General features: G+C 63.8%; 23 protein-coding genes. 15 read left to right on the top strand and 8 right to left on the bottom strand.

Features of this window, described 5'->3' with window-relative positions; genetic code table 11:
* Nucleotides 1-149: 149 nt before the first annotated feature.
* Complete coding sequence (locus BUA69_RS02330; protein WP_046136467.1) at nt 150-1,103, bottom strand: L-threonylcarbamoyladenylate synthase; 954 nt, start codon at nt 1,101-1,103, stop codon at nt 150-152.
* Nucleotides 1,104-1,169: 66 nt separating this feature from the next.
* Here BUA69_RS02330 and BUA69_RS02325 point away from each other — a divergent pair, with 66 nt between their 5' ends.
* The 4 genes from BUA69_RS02325 (at nt 1,170) to BUA69_RS02310 (ending at nt 3,813) form a co-directional block, all read left to right on the top strand.
* Entirely contained in the window at nt 1,170-2,117 is a 948-nt protein-coding gene (locus BUA69_RS02325; RefSeq protein WP_046136468.1) for a histone deacetylase family protein, read from the top strand.
* A gap of 12 nt (nt 2,118-2,129) precedes the next feature.
* Nucleotides 2,130-2,378: an exodeoxyribonuclease VII small subunit gene (locus BUA69_RS02320; protein WP_046136469.1), complete on the top strand. Its 249-nt coding sequence runs from the start codon at nt 2,130-2,132 to the stop codon at nt 2,376-2,378.
* Between the two features lie 101 nt (nt 2,379-2,479).
* Nucleotides 2,480-3,082 (top strand): SCO family protein, encoded by a 603-nt coding sequence (locus BUA69_RS02315; protein ID WP_072866444.1) that lies wholly within the window; start codon nt 2,480-2,482, stop codon nt 3,080-3,082.
* Complete coding sequence (locus BUA69_RS02310) at nt 3,079-3,813, top strand: TlyA family RNA methyltransferase (RefSeq protein WP_046136284.1); 735 nt, start codon at nt 3,079-3,081, stop codon at nt 3,811-3,813. Before BUA69_RS02315 ends, BUA69_RS02310 begins: the two co-directional genes overlap by 4 nt.
* Before the next feature lie 160 nt (nt 3,814-3,973).
* Here the strand turns inward: BUA69_RS02310 and aroC are convergent, their stop codons facing one another.
* Together aroC and BUA69_RS02300 are read right to left on the bottom strand one after the other, a co-directional pair.
* The gene (gene aroC, locus BUA69_RS02305; RefSeq protein WP_046136283.1) at nt 3,974-5,089 is read right to left on the bottom strand and encodes a chorismate synthase; all 1,116 of its coding nucleotides are present in this window, start codon (nt 5,087-5,089) and stop codon (nt 3,974-3,976) included.
* A gap of 64 nt (nt 5,090-5,153) precedes the next feature.
* Nucleotides 5,154-5,771 carry a histidine phosphatase family protein gene (locus tag BUA69_RS02300; protein ID WP_046136282.1) on the bottom strand — a complete coding sequence of 206 codons (618 nt, stop codon included), beginning with the start codon at nt 5,769-5,771 and terminating at the stop codon, nt 5,154-5,156.
* Between the two features lie 159 nt (nt 5,772-5,930).
* Between BUA69_RS02300 and BUA69_RS02295 the strand changes: the two genes are divergently transcribed.
* The gene (locus BUA69_RS02295) at nt 5,931-7,343 is read left to right on the top strand and encodes an FAD-binding oxidoreductase (protein WP_082093915.1); all 1,413 of its coding nucleotides are present in this window, start codon (nt 5,931-5,933) and stop codon (nt 7,341-7,343) included.
* Nucleotides 7,344-7,429: 86 nt separating this feature from the next.
* Nucleotides 7,430-7,987 carry a hemerythrin domain-containing protein gene (locus BUA69_RS02290; protein WP_046136280.1) on the top strand — a complete coding sequence of 186 codons (558 nt, stop codon included), beginning with the start codon at nt 7,430-7,432 and terminating at the stop codon, nt 7,985-7,987.
* 195 nt (nt 7,988-8,182) lie between these two features.
* Here BUA69_RS02290 and BUA69_RS02285 read toward each other — a convergent pair whose 3' ends face one another.
* The gene (locus tag BUA69_RS02285) at nt 8,183-8,920 is read right to left on the bottom strand and encodes an SOS response-associated peptidase (RefSeq protein ID WP_046136279.1); all 738 of its coding nucleotides are present in this window, start codon (nt 8,918-8,920) and stop codon (nt 8,183-8,185) included.
* A gap of 67 nt (nt 8,921-8,987) precedes the next feature.
* Between BUA69_RS02285 and BUA69_RS02280 the strand changes: the two genes are divergently transcribed.
* From BUA69_RS02280 to BUA69_RS02270, 3 genes are all read left to right on the top strand, one after another.
* Nucleotides 8,988-9,386, top strand: coding sequence for an NUDIX domain-containing protein (locus BUA69_RS02280; protein ID WP_052950681.1), 399 nt, complete (start codon nt 8,988-8,990; stop codon nt 9,384-9,386).
* 46 nt (nt 9,387-9,432) lie between these two features.
* A complete protein-coding gene (locus tag BUA69_RS02275; protein WP_052950680.1) occupies nt 9,433-9,801 on the top strand; it encodes a TIGR02301 family protein in 369 nt (122 codons plus the stop codon).
* Between the two features lie 76 nt (nt 9,802-9,877).
* Nucleotides 9,878-10,156: a hypothetical protein gene (locus BUA69_RS02270; protein WP_046136277.1), complete on the top strand. Its 279-nt coding sequence runs from the start codon at nt 9,878-9,880 to the stop codon at nt 10,154-10,156.
* 275 nt (nt 10,157-10,431) lie between these two features.
* Here the strand turns inward: BUA69_RS02270 and BUA69_RS02265 are convergent, their stop codons facing one another.
* The gene (locus BUA69_RS02265) at nt 10,432-11,760 is read right to left on the bottom strand and encodes a dihydroorotase (protein WP_046136276.1); all 1,329 of its coding nucleotides are present in this window, start codon (nt 11,758-11,760) and stop codon (nt 10,432-10,434) included.
* An 84-nt stretch (nt 11,761-11,844) separates the two neighbouring features.
* Between BUA69_RS02265 and ygfZ the strand changes: the two genes are divergently transcribed.
* The 3 genes from ygfZ (at nt 11,845) to BUA69_RS02250 (ending at nt 13,983) form a co-directional block, all read left to right on the top strand.
* Nucleotides 11,845-12,672 carry a CAF17-like 4Fe-4S cluster assembly/insertion protein YgfZ gene (gene ygfZ, locus BUA69_RS02260; RefSeq protein WP_046136275.1) on the top strand — a complete coding sequence of 276 codons (828 nt, stop codon included), beginning with the start codon at nt 11,845-11,847 and terminating at the stop codon, nt 12,670-12,672.
* Between the two features lie 35 nt (nt 12,673-12,707).
* A complete protein-coding gene (locus BUA69_RS02255) occupies nt 12,708-13,310 on the top strand; it encodes an HD domain-containing protein (RefSeq protein ID WP_046136274.1) in 603 nt (200 codons plus the stop codon).
* Between the two features lie 160 nt (nt 13,311-13,470).
* Nucleotides 13,471-13,983: a hypothetical protein gene (locus tag BUA69_RS02250; RefSeq protein WP_143154380.1), complete on the top strand. Its 513-nt coding sequence runs from the start codon at nt 13,471-13,473 to the stop codon at nt 13,981-13,983.
* Nucleotides 13,984-14,063: 80 nt separating this feature from the next.
* Here the strand turns inward: BUA69_RS02250 and BUA69_RS02245 are convergent, their stop codons facing one another.
* The 3 genes from BUA69_RS02245 to BUA69_RS02235 all read right to left on the bottom strand — a co-directional run bounded on the left by BUA69_RS02245 (nt 14,064) and on the right by BUA69_RS02235 (nt 18,237).
* Complete coding sequence (locus BUA69_RS02245; protein ID WP_052950679.1) at nt 14,064-14,957, bottom strand: cell wall hydrolase; 894 nt, start codon at nt 14,955-14,957, stop codon at nt 14,064-14,066.
* 359 nt (nt 14,958-15,316) lie between these two features.
* Nucleotides 15,317-15,871, bottom strand: coding sequence for a hypothetical protein (locus tag BUA69_RS02240; RefSeq protein WP_046136272.1), 555 nt, complete (start codon nt 15,869-15,871; stop codon nt 15,317-15,319).
* A gap of 83 nt (nt 15,872-15,954) precedes the next feature.
* A complete protein-coding gene (locus BUA69_RS02235; protein ID WP_143154379.1) occupies nt 15,955-18,237 on the bottom strand; it encodes a putative PEP-binding protein in 2,283 nt (760 codons plus the stop codon).
* 100 nt (nt 18,238-18,337) lie between these two features.
* On the opposite strand from BUA69_RS02235, the gene ispH reads away from it, so the two are divergent.
* Genes ispH through rnhA form a run of 3 tightly spaced genes read left to right on the top strand, consistent with a single transcriptional unit; the run spans nt 18,338 to nt 20,285 of the window.
* A complete protein-coding gene (gene ispH, locus BUA69_RS02230) occupies nt 18,338-19,309 on the top strand; it encodes a 4-hydroxy-3-methylbut-2-enyl diphosphate reductase (RefSeq protein WP_046136271.1) in 972 nt (323 codons plus the stop codon).
* Nucleotides 19,306-19,824 (top strand): GNAT family N-acetyltransferase, encoded by a 519-nt coding sequence (locus tag BUA69_RS02225; protein ID WP_046136270.1) that lies wholly within the window; start codon nt 19,306-19,308, stop codon nt 19,822-19,824. Before ispH ends, BUA69_RS02225 begins: the two co-directional genes overlap by 4 nt.
* Nucleotides 19,821-20,285 carry a ribonuclease HI gene (gene rnhA, locus BUA69_RS02220; RefSeq protein ID WP_046136269.1) on the top strand — a complete coding sequence of 155 codons (465 nt, stop codon included), beginning with the start codon at nt 19,821-19,823 and terminating at the stop codon, nt 20,283-20,285. The genes BUA69_RS02225 and rnhA overlap by 4 nt, the downstream gene beginning before the upstream one ends.
* Nucleotides 20,286-20,328: the final 43 nt, after the last annotated feature.

Raw genomic sequence — 20,328 nt, 5'->3', positions numbered from 1 at the left:
ACCGACAGACCCATTCCCCACGGGGTCATTCCCGCGCAGGCGGGAATCCATTCTTCCCGGTGTTGAAATCCCAAGAGTGGATTCCCGCCTGCGCGGGAATGACCCGGTGGGTAGCTGGAAACTCGGCGGTTCCGGCCGGCCCCAGCCGCCTACCCTCTTGGCGCCGCCGCCCGTTCCAGCCGGTCATTGATCGCCTCGCCCAATCCCTCGCCCGGGATCGGTGCCACCGCGATCGTCTCGGCCCCGCTCGCATCCAGCTCATGCAGCATCGCAAACAGGTTCCGCGCCGCTTCGTGCAGATCGCCCGATGGCGACAGGTTCCGCGTCGGCCCGTCAAACTCCGGAACCGCGCCAAACGCCAACCAGGCTTCGCCCGCCCGCGGGGTGGTATTGAGCCGCATCTGCGAACGCGGCGCATAGTGGCTGAGCAACATGCCCGGCGCGGCCACTGCCGCATCCTTTTCCGCCACGGCAATCGGCACGCCCAGCGCCAGCTCGATATCGGACCGCGCCAGCGCCCCGGCCCGCAATTGCACCAGCCGGTCGCCATCGACCCGGATAATGGTCGATTCCACGCCGGCCCGGCAGGGCCCGCCATCGATAACCGGCACGCGACCAGCAAAGCCAAGCCTTACCTGGTAAGCGCTGGTTGGCGACAGCCGCCCCGATGGGTTGGCCGACGGTGCCGCCAGCGGCCGGCCGACCGCTGCCAGCAGCTCCAGTGCCAGCGGATGATCGGGTATGCGCAGGGCGACCGTATCGAGCCCGGCCATGGCGATATCGGCCAGTCCATTGTTCGGCCTCGCCGGCAGCACCAGCGTCAGCGGCGCCGGCCAGAGCGCGGCAACCTGTTGAGCCAGCGGCGAAAATTCCGCCAGCGCCTCCGCCATCGCCAGATCGGCGCAATGAATGATCAGCGGATTGAAGCGTGGCCGTCCCTTGGTTTCGTAGATCGCCAGCACCGCGTCGGCATCGGTCGCGTCAGCGCCCAGGCCATAGACGGTTTCGGTGGGGAAGGCGCAGAGCTTGCCGGCGCGCAAGAGTGCAGCGGCCTCGGCGACCGTGGTCGGATCGGTAGCAAGAAATTCAGCATGCTGGGTCATAAGGGTTGTTTGACAACCACGCGGCGGCGCGTCAAGACGAACGTTAACGAGCGGAGAAGTGCTGTCGTGACCACCCTTCTCATCAGCCAAAAGAACTTTGCGGACCATGTGACCCCACAGGGCCATCCCGAGCGCGCCGATCGTATCCAGGCGGTCGAAGAGGCGCTGGCGCGCTCCCGCTTCGATGCATTATTGCGCCGCAACGCCCCCTCCAGCGACCTGACGCTGGCCGAATTAGTCCACGATACCAAATACTTGGCCCGCCTGCGCGATGCCCGCCCCGCCGAAGGCATCGGTCAGCTGGATGGCGACACGTTTATCGCCTCCGGCTCGCTCGACACCATCTCCACCGCCCTTGGCGGCGCCCTCTCGGCTCTCGACGCGGTGCTGCTGGGCGAGGTCGACAATGCCTTCTGCGCCATCCGACCGCCCGGCCACCACGCCGAAATCGCCACCCCGATGGGATTTTGCCTGATCAACACCGTCGCCATCCTCGCCCGCGAAGCCCAGCGCAAATATGGCGCCGAGCGCATCGCCATCGTCGATTTCGACGTGCATCACGGCAATGGCACGCAGGATATTTTCAAGGACGACCCGAGCGTTTTCTACGCTTCCAGCCACCAGATGCCGTTGTTTCCGGGCACCGGCAAGGCAACCGAAACCGGTGTCGGCAATATCACCAATACCCCGCTCAGTCCCCATACCGATGGCGAGACGATGCGCGAGGCCTATATCGGTCGCATCCTCCCGGCTCTGCTGGATTTTTCGCCCGATCTGCTGCTGATTTCAGCTGGGTTCGATGCCCATGAGCGCGATCCACTGGCCCAGCTCAACTGGGTGGGGGATGACTATGGCTGGCTCACGGGAAAGTTGATGGATGTGGCCGAGCGCAGCTGCGGCAACCGCATTGTGTCGCTGCTCGAAGGTGGCTATGACCTCAAGGGACTGGCGGCCGGTGCTTCGCATCACGTCGCCATGCTGATGGACGGCGCCACGGGCCGCTTGGATGATTGAAGGAGCGCCGCGATGGCCGAGACCACCAATGACGACGTAAAGGCCCTGAGCTTTGAGGCTGCCTTGAACCAGCTCGAGGAAATCGTTGGCAAGCTGGAAAGCGGCAAGGCGCCGCTGGCCGAGTCGATTGCCATCTATGAACGCGGCGAAGCCCTCAAGGCCCATTGCGAAACCCTGTTGCGCACCGCAGAAGCCCGCATCGAAAAAATCACCCTGTCGCGCGACGGCAAGCCCACGGGCACCGAGCCGCTGGACGCCTGACACCTGCGCCAGGGCCTCGCCTGATGGGACGAGGTCTGCCGCATCGCCGTGTTTTCTGGACCTCATGGTGAGCCCCACGAGGCCACGCTATAGAGTTCGAGATGAGCCAGAACCCCAAACTTCTCCGCAATTTCCGCATCGTGCTATGGAGCCTGGTGGTCATCGTCGCCGTCGGCGCCACTGCGCTCTATCTGTTCCGCCCGCCCACCCGCCCGCTGGGCGTCACCGGGCAGGAATTTGCGCTGGCCTCCACCGCCGGCGGCACTTTCACCCAGGCTGACCTGCGCGGCGCCCCCAGCATGGTGTTCTTCGGCTATACGTTCTGCCCGGACGTCTGCCCCACCACGCTGGCCGAAGCCACGGCCTTGCGCGCCCAACTCGGCCTCTCGCCCGAAGACCTGCGTATCATCTTCGTCACCGTCGATCCCGAGCGCGATCCGATTGATGTGCTCAAGGGCTATGTCGAAGGCTTCGACCCTTCGATCATCGGCCTTGTCGGCGACGAGGCCGAGACCGCCAATGTCAAAGCCGCCTTCAACGTCTTCTCGGAAAAGCGCGGCGAACCCGGCGATCCCTATTACCTCGTCGATCACACCGCACTGATCTATCTGATCAAGCCGGATGGCACCTTCCAGGGCACCATTTCCTACGAAGAATCCAAAGACATGGCGCTCGGCAAGCTCAAGCTGCTGGTGCAGAAGTGAGCGAACGCATTCGCCTCGATCTGGCGCTGGAACAGCGTGGCCTCGTTCCCAGCCGGGCTCGGGCGCGTGATGCGATCCTGCGTGGCACCGTCACGATCAATGGCGTGATTGCCGTCAAGCAGAACCAGATGGTCGGCCGCGACGACACGCTGGAACTGAGCGACCCGGCTGCAAATTACGTCTCGCGCGCTGCGCTCAAGCTGGTTGCCGGGCTCGATGCGGGCGCCATCGACGTCGCTGGAAAGGTCTGCGCCGATATCGGCGCCTCAACCGGCGGCTTTACCCAGGTGTTGATGGAACGCGGCGCCAGCCGCATCTATGCCGTCGATGTGGGCCACGACCAACTGCACCAGCGCCTGCGCGGCAGCGACCGCGTCATCAGCCTCGAGGGCACCAATGCCCGTGACCTGACCGCCGAAACCGTCCCCGAGCCCATCGATGTGCTGGTGTCAGATGTGAGCTTCGTTTCGGTGATCAAGGTGCTGGCTGCACCCCTGGCGCTGTGCACGCCCAACGCCGACGCCGTGATCCTGTTCAAGCCGCAGTTCGAAGTCGGCCGTCGCAATGTCGGCAAGGGCGGTATCGTCACCGACGCCGCCGCCATTGACGCGGCACTGGCCGATGTCATCGCCTTCATGACCGAACAGGGCTTTGCCCACCGCCACTCGGTTACGTCGCCCATCGCCGGTGGCGACGGCAATGTGGAAACCGTGCTGGTGTTCGGGCGGTAGGTTTTTTTCGCGTGGATACCCCCACCTAACCTCCCCCTGATAGGGGGAGGAACAGAGCGAGCACCGGACACAATCGCGCAAAACCCACCGCGCGGATTCCTCCCCCTATCAGGGGGAGGCTAGGAGGGGGTGCTCCGATCTCTCAACCAGCCCCCGCCCCTTAGTTCCGCTCAAACCCCAACGCGCCCTCGCGGCCGGTCTGCCCACGATGCCGCAGCGCATGATCGGCCAGCACCAGGGCCATCATCGCCTCGCCCACCGGCACGGCGCGGATACCAACGCAGGGGTCGTGGCGGCCCTTGGTGATGATGTCGGTGTCCTCATTGGCCGTGGTCACGGTCTGGCGCGGCGTCAGGATCGAGGAGGTCGGCTTGACGGCAAAGCGGCACACCACCGGATCGCCGTTGGAAATGCCACCCAGAATGCCGCCCGCCTGGTTGGACAGGAAATACGGGCGATCCGCCCCGGCGCGCATCTGGTCGGCATTCTCGATGCCGGTGAGGCTCGCGGCCTCAAAGCCAGCGCCGATTTCCACTGCCTTGACGGCGTTGATGCTCATCATCGCCGAGGCCAGATCGGCGCTCAGCTTGCCATAGATCGGCGCGCCCCAGCCGGGCGGCACATTCTCGGCCACCACTTCGATCACAGCACCAACCGAATTGCCGTCCTTGCGGATGCCATCGAGATAATCGGCCCACAGCGCCGCCGCTTCGGCATCAGCGCAGAAGAACGGGTTTTGCCCGACCTGATCCCAATCGAAATTGCCGTAATTGATCTTGTGCGGCCCCACCTGCACCAGGCTGGCGCGTATGGTGATGCCGGCCAGCACGAGGCGAGCCACGGCGCCGGCGGCAACGCGGGCTGCGGTTTCGCGCGCCGAGGTACGGCCACCACCGCGATAGTCGCGAATGCCGTATTTCTGGTCATAGGTGTAGTCGGCATGGCCCGGACGGTATTTGTCGCGGATTTCGGCATAGTCCTTGGAGCGCTGGTCGGTGTTTTCGATCAGCAGCGAGATCGGGGTGCCGGTGGTGCGCGGCCCGTCAGTGCGTTCGTCCTCGAACACGCCGGAGAGGATTTTCACCTCATCGGCCTCGCGGCGCTGCGTGGTGTATTTCGACTGGCCCGGCTTGCGGCGGTCGAGGTCGCGCTGGATGATTTCGGGCGTCAGCGTCAGGCCCGGCGGGCAGCCGTCGATGACCACGCCAAGCGCCGGCCCGTGGCTTTCGCCCCAGGTGGTGAAGCGGAACAGATGGCCGAACGTATTGAATGACATAAGCGTGCCCTTGCGCGGATTGCAGGCTTTCTAGGCAGCGCGGGCACGCAGGTCAATCGGAGCGCTAGTCCCCGGCGCGCAGCAGCTCCATCTTGCCGGGGGTGAAATGCATGATCACGTCCTGCGGCGGCGCCCAGTTGATCACCTCAATGATCGGCGCATGCTCGATCAGCACCCGCAGCGTGCGGGCAATGCCGCCATGGGCCACGACCACCGAAGGGCCCTTCAGCACAGCGGCAAACTCGGCCAGCCGCGCTTCGACATCGCGATAATTCTCGCCATTTTCGGGGCGATAGTCCCAATAGTCCTCAGTACGCTCACCCGGCGCGATCGCCATATTGGCCGGCAACTGCTCAAACAGTTCGCCCTCCAGCACACCGAAGGAAATCTCCATCAGGCGCACGTCGTACTGCACATCCGGCAGCGGGCCATCAAAGCCGGCGCGAACGCGGTCCATGGTGTCGCGGGTGCGATTGAGCGGGGAGGCGTGCCATTCGAAGGCCTGGGGATCGAGCCCGCGCGCCTTGAACAGGGCCGCGAGCGTCTTACCGTTCTGGCTGGCCTGGCCCCTGCCCTTGTCGTTGAGCGGAATGTCCTTGCGCCCCTGATAGCGGCGTTCAGCGTTCCAGGGTGTCTCTCCGTGCCGGACGAAGTAGATTTCCGGCCAGACCAAGGCTGTCATCGTGCTTTCCCCCGTGCAGAAATCCTGCACGTCCTACATAAAATCCCCACGGCCCGGCGACGTCCTGTGCTGGAACCGACCGGCAGGTTGTGGCACATGGAGGCCCGGTGGGGCAAGTTGGCCCGCGCTCGAAATCCTGTGTTCAAGGCTCCCATACCCATGTCGCTCAGCACCGCCGAGATCATCGCCCAGCTCACCGCCCTGCTTGGCCCCGGCGGGGTCATTGCCGATCCCGCGCAGATGGGCGCCTATCTCAATGAGCCGCGCAAGCGCTTCCATGTGCCCGCCATCGCCGTGGGGCTGCCGGCCACGGTCGAACAGGTGCAAGCCATTGCCCGTTTCGCCAATGAACACGGCGTCGGCCTCATTCCCCAGGGCGGCAATACCGGGCTGGTCGGCGCCCAGGTGCCGCTGCGGGGCGATGAGGTCATCATCAGTCTGTCCCGGCTCGACAAGGTGCGCGCTATCGACATCGCCGCCGGGACCATGACCGTCGAAGCCGGGATGATCCTCGAAAACGCCCACAAGGCTGCCGAGGCCGAGGGCGCCATGTTCCCGCTCTGGCTGGCCTCGCAGGGTTCGGCCCGCATTGGCGGCGTGCTCTCGTCCAATGCCGGCGGCGTCAATGTGCTGGCCTTCGGCAATGCACGCGAACTCTGCATGGGCGTCGAAGCCGTCTTGGCCGATGGCCGGCTCTATCAGGGCCTCAGTTCGCTCAAGAAGGACAATACCGGCTACGACCTCAAGGACCTGCTGGTCGGGGCCGAGGGCACGCTGGGGATCATCACCGCCGCAACGCTCAAGATCTTCCCGCAGCCGGAGGAATTCGAAACCGCGCTGGTCAATGTCGCTTCGCCGGAGGTCGCGCTAACGCTGTTCCAGTCGCTACGCGAGCGCGCCGGCTCCCGCCTCAATGCGTTCGAGCTGATCCCCTGGATTGGCCTCGATATCCAGCTGCGCCATGGCATGCTCGACCGAGACCCGACTGCCGGCCCCTCCCCCTGGTATGCGCTGGTGGAAATCTCGCGGATGAAGGGCGGCACATCCGGCGCGCTGCAATCAGCACTGGAAGCGGCGTTTGAAACCGGCCTCGTCGACAATGCCGTCATTGCCGAGTCCCTCGCCGATCGGACCCGGATGTGGGACTTCCGCGAACAGATGAGCGAATGCCAGTCGCGCGAAGGCGCCTCGATCAAGCACGACGTTTCCGTCCCGATCGCCGCCGTGCCGCAATTGATTGCCGAAGGTTCGATTGCCGCGCAGCGCGTGGTGCCGGGCATCCGCCCGGTGCCGTTCGGGCATATGGGCGATGGCAATATCCACTTCAATTTCAGCCAGCCGGTCGGGGCCGATGGCAAGGCCTTCATGGCCGGCGCCGAGCCGGTGCACGCCGCGATCTACGAGATCGTGCTGAAGCTGGGCGGCTCGGTTTCGGCCGAGCACGGCATTGGCCAGCTCAAGACCGAACTGCTGAAACAGGTCAAGGATCCGGTGGCGCTGGAGATGATGCATGCCATCAAGAATGCCCTCGATCCCAAGGGCATCATGAACCCCGGCAAGATGCTGGGCTAAGCGCGCACCTATATGTGCCTACTTGATCGCATGGACGTCTGGCCCCATTTCGGGATCAAACATCCATTCCAGCACCAGGTTTGCTCATGCTGCTCGACATTGGCTTTCTCGACGATGCCACACGCCCACCCCCGCAGAAGCTGGAGGGGCTGACCGAGGCACAGCGCGCGCCCGGCCTGCACCTCAAGCAGATCCACGACCACCTGCGCCACAATATGCAGACATTGGGCGCGCTGATCGAACGCGCCAATGCCGGCACGGTCACGCCTGCCGACGTTGCCGCCGAAACCGGTGACCTGGCGATGATCGCCAATTACCGTCGTTTCGGAAACCTCTGCGGCCAGTATTGCCAGGTGGTCAACACCCACCACTCGATCGAGGATCATCACCTGTTCCCGGTTCTGGCGCAGCAGGGCGAGGCCTTCCGCAAGATTGCCGAGCGGCTGCAGGCCGAGCATGTCGTCGTACACGAATTGCTGGTGCGGCTGGTCGATGCGCTCAATGCCCTGGCTCGCGAGCCCGGCCCCAGTAATTTCGCCGACGCCCGCACGGTCTACGAAGCGCTCGAAGGCGTGCTGCTCTCCCACCTCGGCTACGAGGAAGAGGCCATGGGCGATGCACTGGGGTACTTCGATATCATGTAGGCTGCGGTGCGGAGCTAGCTCCAAGCACAACCTTCGCGGCACTTACCCTACTCGCCCCACCCACCGCGCTGCCCCCGGGCTTGACCCGGGGGTCCCTCTCAATACGGCACAAGCGGCGAATGACCCACGGGTCACGCCCGTGGGCAGTGCGGTGGGGAGGATAGACGAAGGCGACACACGCTCCGCCCCAAAACCCTAGAACAAATCCAGCTGCCCGCCCCCGGCAACCCGTTTGGGCCGCGCCACTGCTGGCTCCGGCTTCTCCAGCGTCAACGGCGCGATCAGCCCGGGATCATCATCCCGCGCAGAATTGACCCGCGTCGATACCGGATGGAACTTCACCACCCCATCGGCCAGCGGCAGTGCCAGCTGGTGGGCGGCCTTGGCCGTCACCCCACGCACATCCAGCCATTGCTCGATGGCGTCGCCCTCAAGAATTGCCGGCATGCGGTCATGCACCACCGATAGCTGCGGATTGGCTGGAACGGTGATGGTAGCAACGCTGTCGATCTCTTCGCCCTCCGGCCCGACCCAGGTGGCATAGAGCCCGGCCAGTGCCATCGGCCGATCATCCTGCAGGGTGATGTAATAGGGCTGCTTCTTCTTGTCGGGCCCGGTGTGCCATTCGTAATAGCCATTGGCCGGGATGATGCAGCGGCCATGCTTGAGCGCGTCACGGAAGGCGGGTTTCTCGTCCATGGTCTCGACGCGGGCATTGATCAGCAGCGGGAATTCGCGCGGATCCTTGACCCAGCGCGGCACCAGCCCCCAGCGGGCGAAATGCGCCTCGCGCCGGCCGGACTCTTCCCAGATAGCGGCGACCGGCTGGGTGGGCGCGATATTGTAGCGCGGCACCATGGCCACCGAGTTCAGCAGCTTGAACAATTCTACCATCTGTTCGGGCGGCAGCGTTGCCGCGTAGCGTCCGCACATGTTCGATGTCTCCTTCGCCTGCAGTTACAGGTAGTCTCGCGCGTGTCGAATCGCAAATGGAGCCATGATGACCATCAATGCCAATGGCGCCAGCGTTGCCCTTATCCACAAGGGCAAGACGCTGCTGATCAAACGCGCCTATGCGCCCTACCAGCATTTGTGGACCCTGCCGGGCGGGCGGCTGGAACCCGGCGAGACCATCGAGGAATGCGCCGCACGCGAAATCCGGGAAGAGCTGGGGTTGACCGTCTTCGCGCTGCGTCATGTGCTGACCCAGGCGCTTGGTCAGGATCAGGCGTTCAAGCTCGCTGTGTTCGCCACAGAGGGCTTTGAGGGCGAGATCGTGCCCTCCGACGAGATCGCCGCGTATCAATGGATCGCGCCCGATGCGATGGGCGGCTTGCGCACCACCTCACGTCTTGATGATGTGCTGGGAAGGGCCTTCGCACTGTTCGAGCGAAGCTGATAAGCAGGACCTGACCACTGCCAGTCGAGAACTACTGGAACCAATGATGCGTTTCCGCCAAGCTACCATCGCCCTGCTGTTCGCGCTCGTCGCGGCGACGCCCGCTGTCGCTATCGATCCACCCTATCAGCGGCAGATGGAGCGCTTGGCCGAGATCATGGGTAGCCTCTATTTCCTGCAGCCATTGTGCCATGCCGGCAATGAGGACTGGCGGGCGCAGATGGCCGAGCTGATCGCGCTGGATGATCCCGATGAAGACCGCCGCCAGCGCCTCGCCGGGGCCTTCAACAGCGGCTACACCGCCTTTGCCCGCTTCCACCGCGCCTGCACCCCAGCCGCCCGCGAGGCCCTCACCCGGCTACTTGTCGAAGCCGAACACACGGCCCGCGACATTCACACGCGTTTCGCCGAATAGGAGCGCTCCGCTCCGGAATTAACCGTCGGGGCAAATGATGCGCGCGAGGCGGAAATCGCCGTGCTACCCCAGCAGCATGACGATCAGCAAACCGCTCTTTCCAATCCCAGAGTCAACCGGCGCCCTCGATGGGGAGCACGGCGAACGCCAGCTCGCGCTCGAATATCTGGCCGAAGCCTGGAATACCGCCGAAGAAGACGGCGTCGAAACCGTCGCCCTGGCGCATGCGTCGCTGTTCGCCGCGCTGGCCACCTTCGTCAAGGTGCATGGCGACGACGTCACCGCCGAACTGGTTGCGCTCCTGCCCGACCGCATCCGCACCGGAGAATACAATCTGGATCGGGTTCTGCAGTAGGCGGCCTTCAGATCGAGTTGCCGTCACCGGCCACCAATTCATCCCACCCACGACATCATTCCGGCGAAGGCCGGAATCCAGTTTTCTTTGGCCGTCCTAAACTGGATCCCGGCTTCCGCCGGGATGACAGCCCGCGCTTTTTCGCATGTCCCCAATCGATCCCCACCCGCCGCGCTGCCCCCGGACGTGATCCGTGGGCCACTCTCAGCACGGCGGGGTGGCGCGTGGTCCCCGGATCAGGTCCGGGGACTAAATGCAGCTCTGAACAGCGCGCCTTAGACCGGCAGCGCTTCCAGGAACCGCATCGCCTGCCCTGTCGACGGCGTCACCAGTTCGCCCTGCCACATCACCGTCTTGCCGCGCACAATGGTGCCCACCGGCCAGCCAGTGACCGTCACGCCATCATAGGGCGTCCAGCCAGCGCGGCTCTTGACCCAGTCATTGGTGATCGTCTCGCGGCGCTGCATATCGACAATGGTCAGGTCGGCATCATAGCCCACCGCAACCCGGCCCTTATTGGCAATGCCGAATAGGCGGTTCGGCCCGGCGCTGGTCATGTCGACGAAGCGCTGCAGGCTCAGCTTGCCGGCATTGACATGGTCGAGCATGGTCGGCACCAGCGTCTGCACCCCGGTCATGCCGGAATGGGACGCGGGATAGGCATGGTCCTTTTCCTCCCGCGTATGGGGCGCATGGTCGGAGCCCAGGATATCGGCCACGCCATTGGCAACACCGCCCCAGATGGCTTCGCGATGCCTGGCGTCGCGCACGGGCGGGTTCATCTGCGCATAGGTGCCGAGGCGGCTATAGGCGGTCTCGTCCAGCGTCAGATGGTGCGGGGTCACCTCGACTGACGCCACGTCCTTATGATCGGCCAGATAGGCAATCTCTTCGCCGGTCGAAATGTGCAGCACGTGGATGCGCTTGCCGGTCTTGTGGGCGAGGCCGACGAGGCGCTTGGTGCAGTTCAGCGCCACTTCGGGCGAGCGCCAGATCGGGTGGCTCGACGGATCGCCGGGCACGCGCAGATGCTTGCGCTCCTCAAGCATGTATTCGTCTTCCGAATGGAAGGCAGCGCGCCGCGAGATCGCGCGCAGAATGGCCTCGACCCCGGCATCGTCCTGCACCAGCAGCGAACCAGTGGAGGAGCCCATGAATACCTTGATGCCGGCGCAACCGGGCAGTTTTTCCAGTTCGGCCAATTCGCCGACATTCTCGTGGGTGCCGCCGATATAGAAGGCGAAATCGCAATGCATGCGATTGGTGCCGGCAGCGATCTTGGCCTCGAAGGTCTCGCGGCTGGTGGTCAGCGGATTGGTGTTGGGCATTTCAAAAACGCCGGTCACACCGCCCATCACCGCCGACAGCGACCCCGATTCCAGGTCTTCCTTGTGCGTCAGGCCGGGTTCGCGGAAATGCACCTGGGTGTCGATGACGCCTGGCAGGATGTGCAGGCCCTTGCAATCGACAACCTCGTCGGCCGTGTCGCCGGCAAGGTTGCCCAGCGCCACGATCCGGCCCTGGCTGATGCCGACATCGCTCAGCCCTTCGCCGTCATGGTTGACCAGCGTGCCGTTCTTGAAAATCACCTCGTAGTGCGCCATGTCTCTGGTCCATCCGCTGGTTAACTCCGGCCGGTTTAGCGGATGGCATGCGCGCAAAGCAAGTGAACTTGGGACCAGTCAACAATGAGCATCCACCTGCGTGCCGACCGTGTCGTGTTCAGGTTTTCCGGCCCAGAGGCCCATAAACTGCTCAATGATGTCGTCACCGGTCCCATCCCCAATAGCGGCGAGATGGCTGCCTGGTGGGCGCTGCTGTCGCCCCAGGGCAAGATCCTCGCCGAAGGTCTGGCCGGCTGGGCTGATGATGCCGTCTGGCTCGACGTGCATGAAAGCGTCGCCGACGACTTCTATAGGCGCATGCGCATGTATCGCCTGCGCGCCAGCGTGATGATCGACGATTTGCGCGCAACCCATCGCGTTGGTTGGTCACGCGAGAAGCCCAATGCCGGCCTCATTCATGGCGACCGCATCGGCCCCGTCGATCTCGGCTGGCGTGTCATCGCGCCGCTGGAGGAAACGAGCAGCTGGGTGCAGGACGATACCGAATATGCCCGCATCCGCATTGCCGCAGGCATTGCCCAATTGGGCCAGGATTTTGCGGCCGATACGACCTTCGCCCATGATATCGGCATGGACATGCTCGACGGCATCGACTTCGTCAAAGGCTGCTATGTCGGCCAGGAAGTGGTGTCGCGCATGAAGCATCGCGGCACCGCCCGCCGGCGTCCTGTGGTCGTTACCGGCATCATGGCTCCAACCGGCACTGCCATCCTCGCCAATGGTCGAGACAGCGGCACGATTGGCCGCGTGGTCGATGGCAGCGCCGTGGGCATTGTCCGCCTCGACCGATTCCCCGCCGATGGCACCGGCACCATTGCTGGGAGCGAGGCAAGCCTTTCTCTTCCCGCCTGGGCCACCTACGCGTTTGGCGAATCGGGCGGAGATGAGTAGCGTTCAGGCCACTTTCTCGGAGCGAATTGGGCACGATGGCACGCGGCAAAGACCGGGCCTGGCAACGCATGTTGTCGGGACGCAGGCTCGATATTCTGGACCCCTCCCCCATTGATGTGGAGCTGTCCGACATTGCCCATGGCCTCGCCCGCGTCGCCCGCTGGAATGGCCAGACGCTGGGAGACTATCCATTTTCCGTCGCCCAGCATTCCGTCCTGGTGCTCGAACTGTTCCGGGCCCATAATCGCGATGTCGATGGCAAGGCGCAATTGCAGGCCCTGCTGCACGACGCCCCCGAATATGTGATGGGCGACATCATCTCGCCGTTCAAGGCAGCGATGGGCGGCAATTACAAGGATGTAGAGAACCGCCTGCTCGGCGCCATTCACCTGCGCTTTTCCCTGCCCGCCATCCCGACAGCTGCAATCACCAAGCTGATCAAGAAGGCCGACCGCGAAGCGGCGTTCTTCGAGGCGGTGCATCTGGCCGGGTTCGAGGACACCGAAGCACGGCGCCTGTTCGGTGCCCCCAGCCTGCCCGCTTTCGACGTCGAAGCGTTCGATCGCCTGATCCGCCCCTGGCCGACGCGTGAAGCCCATGATCGCTTCATCGAAGCCTTCGAGGCAATAACCCCCTAAGCCATTGATAAAGCAGGCCATTGCCTCGCGCTGGCCACTGCATGCCGATTAACCTTAACCAGGGATTAATTTTGCACGTCCGCTAACGGCATGGTTGATAAACCGTTAAGATCGGACAGCCAGGCGCGTCATTTCGGGACAAGTGCAGGAGGCAAGTGCAATGAACCTTCCAAGTCGTCATATGCTGATGGGCATGACATTGGGCGCGCTCTGCGCCTCCGCGCTCGCGGCCACCGGGCCTGGCTTCGTGCTGGCGGCCTTCGCTGATGAAATGGCGCCGGGGATCGATGTGGCGGGCCTCGTGCGCCATGACGGGCGCGATTACGACATCCAGCACGAGGATTGGGTTTCGACCGAGGAAATCTCGCGCAGCCGCATCAAGAAGATCGAGTTCGGACGCGTGTCCTATATCGACGTGGTCACCACCGCGACCGGCACCTATTCAACCGACGCGATGTTTTCCAACCATGTGCGGTATCCGGGCATCATGGTCGCCGAAGCGCCCGCCTCCGCCTTTGGCGGTGCGCTGTCGATGATCGGCGCGCACGGCAACTGGGTTGCCCTGCCGCTGATCAACACCGGTTCCATCGTGCAGGTCCGAACCGCCGCCAGCCGCATCCTCAGCAATGGCCGGGACACCTGCGTCATCACCGCCAATTTCGCCGGCTGCTGAGCGGGCGCGGTCTTGCCAGAGCCACAGGGTCATTCCCGCTTGCGCGGGAACGACGCCGTGAGTGGCGGGCTTGCAGCCCGCTAACCGAACGACCAGCCGTTCTTGAACTTGTAGAAAACGTGCAGCCCGATCTGGGTAACCCGGTTCATGCGCGGCGCCCATTTCGGGCGGACATAGGTGGCGTGGTAGTGGGTCGCATCGGCGACTTCGGTCAGATAGAGCTCGCCATCGGTGAACTTGGTGGCGATTTCCTCGGCCTGGGCCCAGGATTTCTGGTCGTTGATGGTCTCGGGGATACCATCGCAGGCAAAGGAGAACTGGCAGGCATTGCGCTTGGCCTGGTTCTGGAACACCACGCCGCAAATGGTATTGGGATAGCGACGATCCTTGACCCGGTTGAGCACCACCTGCGCCACTGCCACCTGGCCTCGATAGCTTTCGCCGCGGGCCTCGAAATAGACCGCAGTCGCCAGACACCACAATTCCTTGTCGGAAACCTGCATCGCCTGGCCGGTCGCCATCCCGCCGGTGACCGGTGCATTGGCGCGAGCATAGGCCAATTGGTCGGACGCCAGCACCGGTAGCGGCGTCTCCGAAGGCGCGATCCCGGCAATTGCGTCAAGCGCATCCGACCCCAGGACCGGGTTGATCGCAGCAATAGAAATGCGCGGAATGTCCTCCCCCTCGGCGGCAGCAGCTGCTGCCAGGGTGGGAATACCGCTATCGGCCGGACGGGATTGGCCGAGATCGGTTGGATCGGCTGGAGCGCGCAGCGAGGCCATGCGCGTACGCACTTCCTCGAAGCTGCGGGCAATGCTCAGCGCATCGACTGCCGGGCGCACACGGTCGGTCTTGTCGGCACGGTTGGGGCCATTGAAGCTGGCAGTATCGAACAGATGTCCGACAGAGCCGGTGATGATTGCGTCAGTCCCGGAATAGGAGAGGCTGGCTTCGACCAGGTTGATACCCGGCAAGCCCAGGTCACCAAGGGGCTCGGATGCCGGGCCAAAAGCACCGCCTGTCAGGGCTGCATAGCTCAGGATACAAAAAACCCCCGCTGCCGCTATCCTGGCAATGGGGCGTTCCCGACGAGCCGCTCTGGCCGCGCCCTTGCGGGCGGCGGACCGGTGTGGATGGGCCATAGATTTTTACTCAACGCTACGCAACAAACTACTGATCGGCGAAAGTGACGCTAAAATGCCGACAGTTGGAATGATGTCTCATTAGGGTTAGCGGGGAGTTAAATACCTAATCTGGCCGCGGCATGAACAAAGCGTGGCGCTCATCAGGCAGAGTTGTGACGGGCGCATTTGTCGCAGTGAGCGTGGGAACCTTATTCGCAGGCGGCCCGAACCGGGGCGATCTGCGCGGCGATATCGGCAATCCGGAAGCGCACCGAGAGCGAGCGGGAATTGACCGGAGTGACCCGCGCGGTCAGGTTTGTGAAGCCGGAGAGGCTATCGAGAAACGCTGCGGCGTCGCGGGTATTGTCGATCACCAGCGCCGTATTGTCGGCATTGACCGGCAGGGTCCGGCTGCGGGCCGCCTGCAGGTCCAGTTGCAGGGTCAGACCCGCGTCCCTGCCAAGGGCCGACATCGTATTGCCCGCAAAGTCGAACTCCACCGACAACACACCAGCGGTGCAGGCCACTGTCATCACCGCCGGCATGCGGCCGCTGGGCCGCGCCGGGATCAGTTGTTCCGACTCGATGGCGACGGCCAGTGTGGCGGCGGCTTCGGCAGCGTTGCGGTAGACCGCGTCATAGCAGGACAGCCGCTCGCTATCGTCTGGAATGGCGGAGCACGCGGCCCCACCCGATTGCGCCATGGCAACAGGTGCCTGAACCAGAAGAAGTGGCAGCGCAATCAGAGCCGTCAGTATTTTCACGTGGTATTTATCCCATCCCATTGTCCGGTCCATTGCTTCCGGACTTGCGCCTTCCCTGCATATAGGGATGAGCGTCCAGCTATTTAACCAGAAGCCTGCGCCAGCGTCAGCCTTGCTACTGGAACACGATAGGGTGAGCAGCTGACATAGTCGACACCCAGCCCGGCAAAGAACTTGAGCGAGGCCGGGTCACCGGCATGCTCGCCGCAAATGCCGATCTTCAGTTTCGGGTTGGCTTCGCGGCCGCGTTGAATGGCGATTCCGATCAATTCGCCGACGCCCTTCTCGTCGATGGTGACGAAAGGATCGCGCTCATAGACGCCCTTGCGCTGATAGGCGGCCAGGAAGGTCGGCGCGTCGTCGCGCGAAATGCCGAATGTGGTCTGGGTCAGGTCATTGGTGCCGAACGAGATGAAATCGACCATCTGGGCGATATCGCCAGCGCGCAGGCACGCCCGCGGTAGTTCGATCATCGTGCCCAGGGAGAACTTGACCCGCTCGCTGCGCAACAGGCCCGAATTGGCGGCAATGGTCATGGCACGGTCGCGCACCCAGGCCACTTCGGTAGCGGTCGAGACGAATGGCACCATAACCTCGAGCAGCACCGGCTCGGTCTGGGTTTCGCTGGCGGCGCGGGCGCCGGCCATCAATGCCTGCAACTGCATCTGCAGGATTTCGGGATAGGTGATCGCCAGCCGAACGCCGCGATGCCCAAGCATCGGGTTAACCTCGGCAATGCGGTCCAGCCGCTGGCGCAGGGCGCGCACCGCCAGTCCCAGCGAATTGGCGGTCTCCTCGATATCCTCGTCGCTGCGCGGCAGGAATTCGTGCAGTGGCGGATCGAACAGCCGCACATTGACCGGCATGCCAGCCATGGCCGAGAACAGCGCCGAGTAATCGCCGGTCTGGAAATCGACGAGACCATTGACCGCACGGCTGCGATCCTCCTCGTCTTCCGACAGGATCATGCGCCGGAGCGCCACCATGCGCTCGGGCGAAAAGAACATGTGCTCGGAGCGTGCCAGGCCGATGCCCTCGGCGCCAAAGCTCAGCGCGGTACGGGCCGAATCCACGGTTTCGGCATTGGTGCGCACCGCAATCGTGCGGCTGGCATCGGACCAGCCGAGCAGCGTGCCGATCGCGCCACCGATATGGGGCTGGGCCAGCGGCAGCGTGCCGGCATAGACCGAGCCATCGGTGCCATCGATGGTCAGTCGGTCGCCAATGCGGAATTCGCGCTCGCCAATACGGCAGACCATCTCGGCAGCATCCACCGATAGCGTCCGCACCCCCGCGACGCAGGGCTTGCCGGTAATGCGGGCGATCACCCCGGCATGGCTCGACATGCCGCCACGCGCCGTCAAAATGCCGGTCGCGGCTTTCATGCCCTCGATATCGGCAGGGCCCGTTTCATTGACCACCAGAATACAGTGCTTGCCGCGAGCGCGCAGCCGCGCCGCGTCTTCGGCGTTGAAAACAATGACCCCGCTTGCTGCGCCCGGCGACACGCCCAGGCCAGTGGCAATTTTCGACGCCCCCTCGGCCGATTTCAGCCGGGGATGCAGCAGCAGCGCCAGCCGTGACGGATCGACGCGGGTGACGGCATTGTGGGCCGACCAGATCTTGCGGGTCACCCGATCCACCGCCGCTTCAAGCTCGGCCGCCGGGGTCGCCTGCTGTGGCCTGGCCGACAGGAATGTCACCTGCCCGCCATGCACCGTGACGGTGCACACCATGTGCCGGCCCGCCTTGCTGTCGAGCAGCGCCACCAGCGCCTCGACGCTTTCGGGCAGGCGCGGCAGCGCGCCGCCACTTGTGGGCGCGGGCCCCAAGGCCCCCGTCACCGCATTGCGGGTCAGGAACTGCTCGATTTCACCCGGCGCCAGCGCCTGGACCAGCACGATCTGGCGCGCCCGGTCATCCTCGGCGCGCGGGCCCGACCAGCTGCTATAGCCGTAGCTGTCAAAGGCATTCTTGATCGCTTTGGCCAGCGGCCGGCTCGGATCAACCGAATCTTCAGGCAGTGCGGGCGCGGCAATGCCCAGCTTGGCTGGCATCAAGCCACCATTGTGATGAGCCGCCGAAGTGCGTACCACCAGCACGGGCGGCTTGCCGTCCTTGCCGACCAGGCGATACAGGCACGCTACCCAATGGGTGCGCAGCCGCACATCCTTGCGCCCGCGCTCGGCCTGCAGCGCTTCCCAGGCGGCGCGTGTCAGGCAAATGGTCGGCACCGTGGGAAAGCCGGCTTCGCCGACGCGAAAAATCCAGCGCGACTTGCCCGCCAGGAGCTTCAGCTGCCCGGCGGAAAGGTTCGCCTTCCCCGTCGCTGGGGCAATCGCAAACATTTCCTGGGCCAAACTCACTGATTAGTCCTTGCCGTCAACCAGAACGCATAATGCCTATGAGGGTGGGTTGCCGCAACAAGACTTGACTTGGCCACACTCAGAAAGCATCTCATCTCCTATGGAAAAGCGGCCACAACTAGACATTCTGCTGTGTGCCCCGCGCGGATTTTGCGCGGGGGTAGATCGAGCCATCCAGATCGTGGAGCTGGCGCTGGAGAAATACGGCGCGCCGGTCTATGTGCGCCACGCGATCGTTCACAACAAATATGTGGTGGACGGCCTGCGGGAAAAGGGCGCGATCTTTGTCGAAGAACTCGACGAGATCCCCGAAACCGGCGCACCGGTGGTGTTCTCGGCGCATGGCGTGCCCAAGAGCGTTCCCGCCGATGCACGCAGCCGCAACATGTTCTTCCTCGATGCCACCTGTCCGCTGGTCAGCAAGGTGCATGTGGAAGCGCAGCGCCATTTTTCCGAAGGTCATGAGATCGTGCTGATCGGCCACAAGGGCCATCCCGAGGTCGTGGGCACGATGGGCCAGCTGCCTGTCGGCGCCATCACCCTGATCGAGACGGTGGCCGATGCCATGGTATTCGAGCCCAAGGACCCGTTGACGCTGGCCTTCGTCACCCAGACCACCCTTTCCGTCGATGACACCCGCGAGATCGTGACCGCCCTGCAGCAGCGCTTCCCGGCCATCAATGGCCCGCACAAGGAAGACATCTGCTACGCCACCACCAATCGGCAGGAAGCCATCAAGGCCGTGGCGCCCGAGGTCGACGCGATGATCGTGGTTGGCTCGTCCAATTCGTCCAATTCGCTGCGCCTCGTGGAAGTCGCCGAACGGGCCGGTTGCAAGGTCTCGATGCTGGTCGACCGCGCCGCCGAGATCGACTGGAGCCGCCTCGAAGGCATTCGCAGCCTTGGCGTCTCTGCCGGTGCCTCAGCGCCGGAAAAGCTGGTGGACGAGGTCATCGAAGCCTTCGCCCAGCGCTATGAGATCAAGGTCGAGGCCCGCGTCACCGCCCGCGAGAACATCGCCTTCAACATTCCGCGCGAGCTGCGCACCATCGAAGCCTCAGTCGCGCGATGAGCGACGGCATTATCCTGGAAACCGACCGTCTGGTGCTTTGCCAATGGACGGCGTCAGCGGTTGACGAGGTTTTCGCGATGCACAGCAATCCCGATGTGGCGCGCTTTCTCGATATCGAGGGGCGCGTCTACGACCGGGCCAAGGCGGCCGAACGGGTCAAGGGCTGGATCGAGGAACTGGCCACGACCGGTCTCGGCAAGCACCGGTTGATCCGCAAGTCCGATGGCGAGTTTGTCGGCCGCGCCGGCTTTTCGATATACGTCACCGGCGCGCCCGAGATCGGCTATACGCTGGCTCGCCAGCATTGGGGCCAGGGCTATGCCAGCGAAATCGCCATAGGCCTGTCCGACTGGCTGTTCGCTACCCGGGCCGATCCCCATTTCATCGGCTTCGCCCATCGCGACAATCTGGCCTCGCGCCGCGTCCTCGAAAAAATCGGCATGCAGCCGACCCATGAGGACATGGTCGCCGAAATGCCGCATCAATTTTACATCAAGCATCGGCCTGTTTCATGAGCGAAGACGCACAAGTCATCATCCACACCGACGGCGCCTGCTCGGGCAATCCGGGCCCCGGCGGCTGGGGCGCGATCCTGCAATATGGCGAAAAGACCCGTGAATTGTGCGGCGGCGAGCAGCTGACCACCAATAACAAGATGGAACTGACCGCCGCCATCGAGGCGCTCAACGCGCTCAAGCGCCCCTGCAATGTCGAGCTCCATACCGATAGCCAATACGTCAAGAACGGCGTGCAGAGCTGGATGCATGGCTGGAAGAAGAACGGCTGGAAAACCGCCGACAAGAAGCCGGTGAAGAACCTGGAACTCTGGCAGGCGCTGGACGAAGCCACCAAGCGCCATTCCATTGAGTGGCGATGGGTCAAGGGCCATGCCGGCCACGCTCTCAACGAACGCGCCGATCAGCTCGCCAATGAAGGCATGGCCCCGTTCAAGCGCCGCGGCAGCGCCGGATTCTAGGCGCTCACCATCCCCTCACCTTCCACCGGGTCATTCCGGCGAA

The sequence above is a fragment of the Devosia limi DSM 17137 genome, assembly GCF_900128975.1.
GTDB classification, from domain to species: domain Bacteria; phylum Pseudomonadota; class Alphaproteobacteria; order Rhizobiales; family Devosiaceae; genus Devosia; species Devosia limi.
Note: the sequence above shows the minus strand (reverse complement) of the source record. Positions and strands in the feature narration are given on the sequence as shown.

What these genes read in the sequence shown, in the direction of transcription:
- rnhA (WP_046136269.1), top strand. Translation starts at nt 19,821, where the DNA reads ATGAGCGAAGACGCACAAGTCATCATCCACACCGACGGCGCCTGCTCG.
- BUA69_RS02225 (WP_046136270.1), top strand. Translation starts at nt 19,306, where the DNA reads ATGAGCGACGGCATTATCCTGGAAACCGACCGTCTGGTGCTTTGCCAA.
- aroC (WP_046136283.1), bottom strand. Translation starts at nt 5,089, where the DNA reads ATGTCATTCAATACGTTCGGCCATCTGTTCCGCTTCACCACCTGGGGC.
- ispH (WP_046136271.1), top strand. Translation starts at nt 18,338, where the DNA reads ATGGAAAAGCGGCCACAACTAGACATTCTGCTGTGTGCCCCGCGCGGA.
- BUA69_RS02255 (WP_046136274.1), top strand. Translation starts at nt 12,708, where the DNA reads ATGGCACGCGGCAAAGACCGGGCCTGGCAACGCATGTTGTCGGGACGC.
- BUA69_RS02315 (WP_072866444.1), top strand. Translation starts at nt 2,480, where the DNA reads ATGAGCCAGAACCCCAAACTTCTCCGCAATTTCCGCATCGTGCTATGG.
- ygfZ (WP_046136275.1), top strand. Translation starts at nt 11,845, where the DNA reads ATGAGCATCCACCTGCGTGCCGACCGTGTCGTGTTCAGGTTTTCCGGC.
- BUA69_RS02270 (WP_046136277.1), top strand. Translation starts at nt 9,878, where the DNA reads ATGACGATCAGCAAACCGCTCTTTCCAATCCCAGAGTCAACCGGCGCC.
- BUA69_RS02280 (WP_052950681.1), top strand. Translation starts at nt 8,988, where the DNA reads ATGACCATCAATGCCAATGGCGCCAGCGTTGCCCTTATCCACAAGGGC.
- BUA69_RS02250 (WP_143154380.1), top strand. Translation starts at nt 13,471, where the DNA reads ATGAACCTTCCAAGTCGTCATATGCTGATGGGCATGACATTGGGCGCG.
- BUA69_RS02330 (WP_046136467.1), bottom strand. Translation starts at nt 1,103, where the DNA reads ATGACCCAGCATGCTGAATTTCTTGCTACCGATCCGACCACGGTCGCC.
- BUA69_RS02300 (WP_046136282.1), bottom strand. Translation starts at nt 5,771, where the DNA reads ATGACAGCCTTGGTCTGGCCGGAAATCTACTTCGTCCGGCACGGAGAG.
- BUA69_RS02285 (WP_046136279.1), bottom strand. Translation starts at nt 8,920, where the DNA reads ATGTGCGGACGCTACGCGGCAACGCTGCCGCCCGAACAGATGGTAGAA.
- BUA69_RS02275 (WP_052950680.1), top strand. Translation starts at nt 9,433, where the DNA reads ATGCGTTTCCGCCAAGCTACCATCGCCCTGCTGTTCGCGCTCGTCGCG.
- BUA69_RS02265 (WP_046136276.1), bottom strand. Translation starts at nt 11,760, where the DNA reads ATGGCGCACTACGAGGTGATTTTCAAGAACGGCACGCTGGTCAACCAT.
- BUA69_RS02320 (WP_046136469.1), top strand. Translation starts at nt 2,130, where the DNA reads ATGGCCGAGACCACCAATGACGACGTAAAGGCCCTGAGCTTTGAGGCT.
- BUA69_RS02290 (WP_046136280.1), top strand. Translation starts at nt 7,430, where the DNA reads ATGCTGCTCGACATTGGCTTTCTCGACGATGCCACACGCCCACCCCCG.
- BUA69_RS02295 (WP_082093915.1), top strand. Translation starts at nt 5,931, where the DNA reads ATGTCGCTCAGCACCGCCGAGATCATCGCCCAGCTCACCGCCCTGCTT.